Raw genomic sequence first — 4,513 nt, 5'->3', positions numbered from 1 at the left:
GCAGTCGACTCATAATCGATTGGTCGCAGGTTCGAGCCCTGCTGGGCCCACCAAATACAAAACGACAGCCTGTCACGTCCCTTAGTACGGATCGGCTGACGGAGACGAGCCGGACTTTCCCGCAGGCTCCCGTTTCGTTTATTCCCTGACCTCTGCACGCCCCCGGTAGAGCTTCGTCGCCTCGGGGGCGTTCTCTTTCGGACGCACTGCAACTGTCGTGATTTCCCCTCTTCACGATGACGATGCACCATGGGCGGCACAGGAAGTCAGCCACGCGGGACGGTCCGTTATTTGAATACCGACAAGGCAACGCCCTCAAGGCAACCGGAACCTGATTCCAGCCCTCCCGGGCACGAGCGCAGGCTTGCCTGGCTGTGGTGGCCGGGCATCTGCGTGATACTGGCCGGGTTATACATCGTGCTTCCCTACGGGCGCCTGGCCAGTGGTGTGTACGTCCTCACCAGCCTCATGGCCACACTCGGGGTCGGGCTTGCCGCCTACCGGCGACGACGGCTGATCCAGCCGGCCGCCTGGAAGCTGATCGCCATCGCGCTGTTCCTCGCGACGCTCGGCCACGGCACCTGGTACTGGCTCGACCTGCACGGCTTGACACCCTTTCCCTCGGTCGCCGATGTCTTCTACCTGGCGGTCTACCCACTCCTCGTCGCCGCCCTCTACAAGCTCGGGCGCCGGAAAGGGCGAAGCGAGGGCGCCATGAGCGACGCCCTGCTCGTGGGCATCTCCGCGGCCGTACTGGGTTGGGTGCTGTTGATTGTCCCCTACTCGGACGATCCGAGCCTCACCCTGGGTCAGTTCCTCATCTCGGCGGCCTATCCGATCGCCGACCTGCTCCTGCTACCCATGATCCTGTACCTGGTGTTCCTGCAGCGGGCCCGGGTACTGGCCAACCTGTTTCTTTTCTCGGGCATGTTGTCCTACCTGGCAGCCGACCTCCTCTACGCCCACGGCAACCTGGTCGGCTGGTACACGCCCGGCGGATTCACGGACAGCCTCTGGTTGCTGTCGTACGCCTTCTTCGTCGCGGCAGTCCACCACCCTTCTGCCTCCGTCGAGACTCAGGCCGAAACCTCGAACGCGCAACTCTCGCAAAGGCGCATAGTGATCCTCGGGATAGCCGCCATCCTCGTTCCCATGCTGATCCTGTTCCAGACGGGGACGAAAATGCAGATCGTCAAAGTGGCCGCCTTCGCCTCGATCGTGCTGTTCCTCCTGGTCCTGCACCGCATGCGCGGCCTGCTGGCGGAAACCCAACGGCAGGCCGACGCGCTCGAGCGGCTTGCCAAGACCGACCCCCTGACCGGTGCGGCCAACCGCCGGGAACTGAGCAACCTGCTCGAGCGCGAAATGGCCCGCTCCGAACGACTCGATGCGCCGCTGAGCCTGGCCTTTCTGGATCTCGACCATTTCAAGGACTTCAACGACACGCGTGGACACTCGGCCGGAGACACGCTTTTGCGGGAACTCGCCCAGGTCTGGAATGCGGAGATGCGTCCATCCGATGTTCTGGCTCGAGTCGGTGGCGAGGAATTTGTCGTCGTCTTCCCGGACACGGATATCGACCGAAGCCAACGCGTGCTGGAGCGCCTGCTCGAGCTCGTGCCCTACGGGCAGACCTGTTCTGCGGGGTTGACGCAACGCCAACCGGGCGATACCGAGGAAACCCTGATGGGCCGCGCGGACCAGGCGCTTTACCTGGCCAAGGATCGGGGACGCGACCGGATCGTCTGTGCCTGAACCGCCGGGACGGAAAACCCGGCCACCGCCGACCAGTGGCCGCACCGCGACCATCAGGAAGGCAGGATCGGACGGCAAGACCGCTCCCCACGCCCCCAGCCAGCACGGCTCCCGACCCAAACCGAGTTGATCGCCCCCTCATAACTTTCATGGGGTTGCGCATCATTCGGGGTCTATGCTCCCCCGAATACCAACAAGAGGGGGAGAAAGAGCCATGCTTATCGCAAGCCTGATCATCGTGGTGATCGCGCTGGTGTTCGCCACGGCGAAACTGCGCATGCACCCGTTCCTGGCGCTGTTGCTGGCCGCCTTCGCCATGGCCCTTGCCGGCGGAATCGCGCCGACCGAAGCCGTCAGCGTCATCAACGACGGCTTCGGCAGCACGCTGGGCTACATCGGTATCGTCATCGCGCTGGGCACGATCATCGGGGTGATCCTCGAGCGCACGGGCGCGGCGATCGTGATGGCCGAGGCGATCATCCGCCTGCTGTCCGACCGCTTCCCCAACTTCACCGTCTCGCTGATCGGCTACATCGTCTCGATTCCGGTGTTCTGCGATTCGGGTTACGTGATCCTCAACTCGCTGAAGAACGCCATGGCGAAGAAGACCGGCATCTCGGTGGTCGCGATGAGCGTGGCGCTGGCGACCGGCCTTTTCGCCACCCATAACTTCGTGCCGCCGACCCCGGGGCCGATCGCCGCTGCGGCCAACCTCGACATCGCCGATTCCCTCGGCCTGGTCATTCTCGTCGGCCTGTTCGTCGCCGCGGTCACCGCGATCGTCGGCGCGCTGTGGGCCAGCCGCTACTCGGACCCGGCCAACGAGGCCGAGATGCTCGAGCCCGATCCCATCAGCGAGGCGGTCGGCGAGGAGATCGAGGAGCCCGAGCCGGACATGACGCACCGGCCGTCTACGCTGGCCTCGTTCATGCCGATCATCGCCCCGATCGCGCTGATCTGCCTGGGCTCGATCGCCAGTCTCGCCACGCGTGACGCCGAGCCGGGCTTCATCGCGAACTTCTTCATCTTTTTCGGCCAGCCGGTCGTGGCACTGGCCATCGGCGTGGTCTTCGCCGTCACCCTGATCAAGGGCGAGGACAAGAAGGATCGCTTTCACCAGGTCACCGTCGACGGCATCCTGCTGGCCGCACCGATCATCCTGATCACCGGTGCCGGCGGCGCCTTCGGCAACGTGCTGCGCTCCACCCCGCTGGGCGACCAGCTCGGCGCGATGCTGACCGGGCTGGGCCTGGGGCTGTTCGTGCCGTTCCTCATCGCCGCCGCGCTCAAGTCCGCCCAGGGTTCCTCGACCGTGGCGCTGGTGACCGCCTCGACGCTGGTCGCCCCGCTGCTTCCGGACCTGGGGCTCGATTCGGACATGGGCAAGGTCCTGGCCGTGATGGCCGTCGGTGCCGGCGCGATGACCGTCTCGCACGCCAACGACAGCTTCTTCTGGGTGGTCTCGCAGTTCAGCCGCATGAAGGTGGCCACGGCCTACAAGACCTTCACCACGGCCACGCTGCTCCAGGGCATCAGCGCCATGATCACGATCTACATCCTGGGGCTGATCCTTGTCTGACGGCCTGCACGTCGTCCTCTGCCCGGACAGCTTCAAGGGCAGCCTGGAAGCCGATGCCGTGGCCGCGGCGATGGCGCGCGGCGTTCACGCGGCTCGCCCGACGGCCCAGATCCGCGCCCTGCCCATGGCCGATGGCGGCGAGGGCACCGCGGAACTGATCACCCACACGCTGGGCTGGGAGTGGCATCTGACCGATGTCCATGGGCCGACCGGCACGCACCTGACCGCCGGCTGGGGCTTCGATGCCGCCAACCGGCGGGCGGTGATCGACGTGGCCTCGGCCTGCGGGCTGGACCAGGTCCCGGCCGATCGTCGCGACCCGTGGCAGCTCGACAGCCGCGGTGTGGGTGAACTGATGCGCTCGGCGATGGATGCCGGCGCGCGTCACCTGCTGATCGGCTTGGGCGGCAGCGGCACGGTCGACGGCGGGGCGGGCATGCTCACCGCCCTGGGCGTGCGTTTCCTCGATGCCGACGGACGGGCATTGGACGCCAATCCAGCGGCACTGCGCTCTCTGGCACGGGTCGATTTCTCCGCGCTGGATGCGCGCCTGGCAGACGTCGAAATCACCGTGCTCAACGACGTCGACAACCCGCTGACCGGTCCGCACGGCGCAAGCCCGGTCTTCGGTCCGCAGAAGGGCCTGCCCGAGTCGGACATCGAGGCGATGGACCGCCACCTCGACCGGCTGGCCGGGTGCATCGAGGCCGCCGGGCATCTCGAGCGCCCGGTGGACACCCCGGGTGCCGGCGCCGCCGGCGGGCTGGGGTTCGCCCTCGATTGCGTCCTGGGAGGCGCCGCCCGCATGGGCGCGGCCTACATTGCCGAGCTGATCGGTCTGGACGCGGCGATCGGCGAATCCCGACTCGTGATCACCGGCGAAGGCCAGATCGACGGCCAGACCTCGCGCGGCAAGGTGGTCGCCGAGGTGGTGGCCCGGGCCGGACGGCTGGACGTGCCCGTCATGGCGATCGCCGGCCGCATTGCCTGCAGCGAGGCCGAGCTGACCGCGTTTGGCCTGGCCGATGCCCGCGCCCTGTGCGACGGCTCGGTCACCGTCGAGCAGGCCATGGCCGAACCGGCGGGCCTGATCACCGCCCGCACGCGGGCCCTGATGCAGGACTACCTCGCTCGGACCGGATAACCACGGCATGCCCATCGGGCAGAGGACAGCCAGAA

Annotated in this window: 3 protein-coding genes; all 3 read left to right on the top strand. The window is 66.8% G+C overall.

Going from position 1 to position 4,513, the window contains the following annotated elements; genetic code table 11:
- Nucleotides 1-291: 291 nt before the first annotated feature.
- The 3 genes from ACLFRM_RS09030 (at nt 292) to ACLFRM_RS09020 (ending at nt 4,478) form a co-directional block, all read left to right on the top strand.
- Complete coding sequence (locus ACLFRM_RS09030; RefSeq protein WP_410755409.1) at nt 292-1,755, top strand: GGDEF domain-containing protein; 1,464 nt, start codon at nt 292-294, stop codon at nt 1,753-1,755.
- Nucleotides 1,756-1,969: 214 nt separating this feature from the next.
- Nucleotides 1,970-3,334 carry a GntP family permease gene (locus ACLFRM_RS09025; protein ID WP_410755408.1) on the top strand — a complete coding sequence of 455 codons (1,365 nt, stop codon included), beginning with the start codon at nt 1,970-1,972 and terminating at the stop codon, nt 3,332-3,334.
- A complete protein-coding gene (locus ACLFRM_RS09020; RefSeq protein WP_410755407.1) occupies nt 3,327-4,478 on the top strand; it encodes a glycerate kinase in 1,152 nt (383 codons plus the stop codon). Before ACLFRM_RS09025 ends, ACLFRM_RS09020 begins: the two co-directional genes overlap by 8 nt.
- Nucleotides 4,479-4,513: the final 35 nt, after the last annotated feature.

It is taken from the genome of Guyparkeria sp., from assembly GCF_046540515.1.
Classification (GTDB): Bacteria; Pseudomonadota; Gammaproteobacteria; order Halothiobacillales; family Halothiobacillaceae; genus Guyparkeria.
Note: the sequence above shows the minus strand (reverse complement) of the source record. Positions and strands in the feature narration are given on the sequence as shown.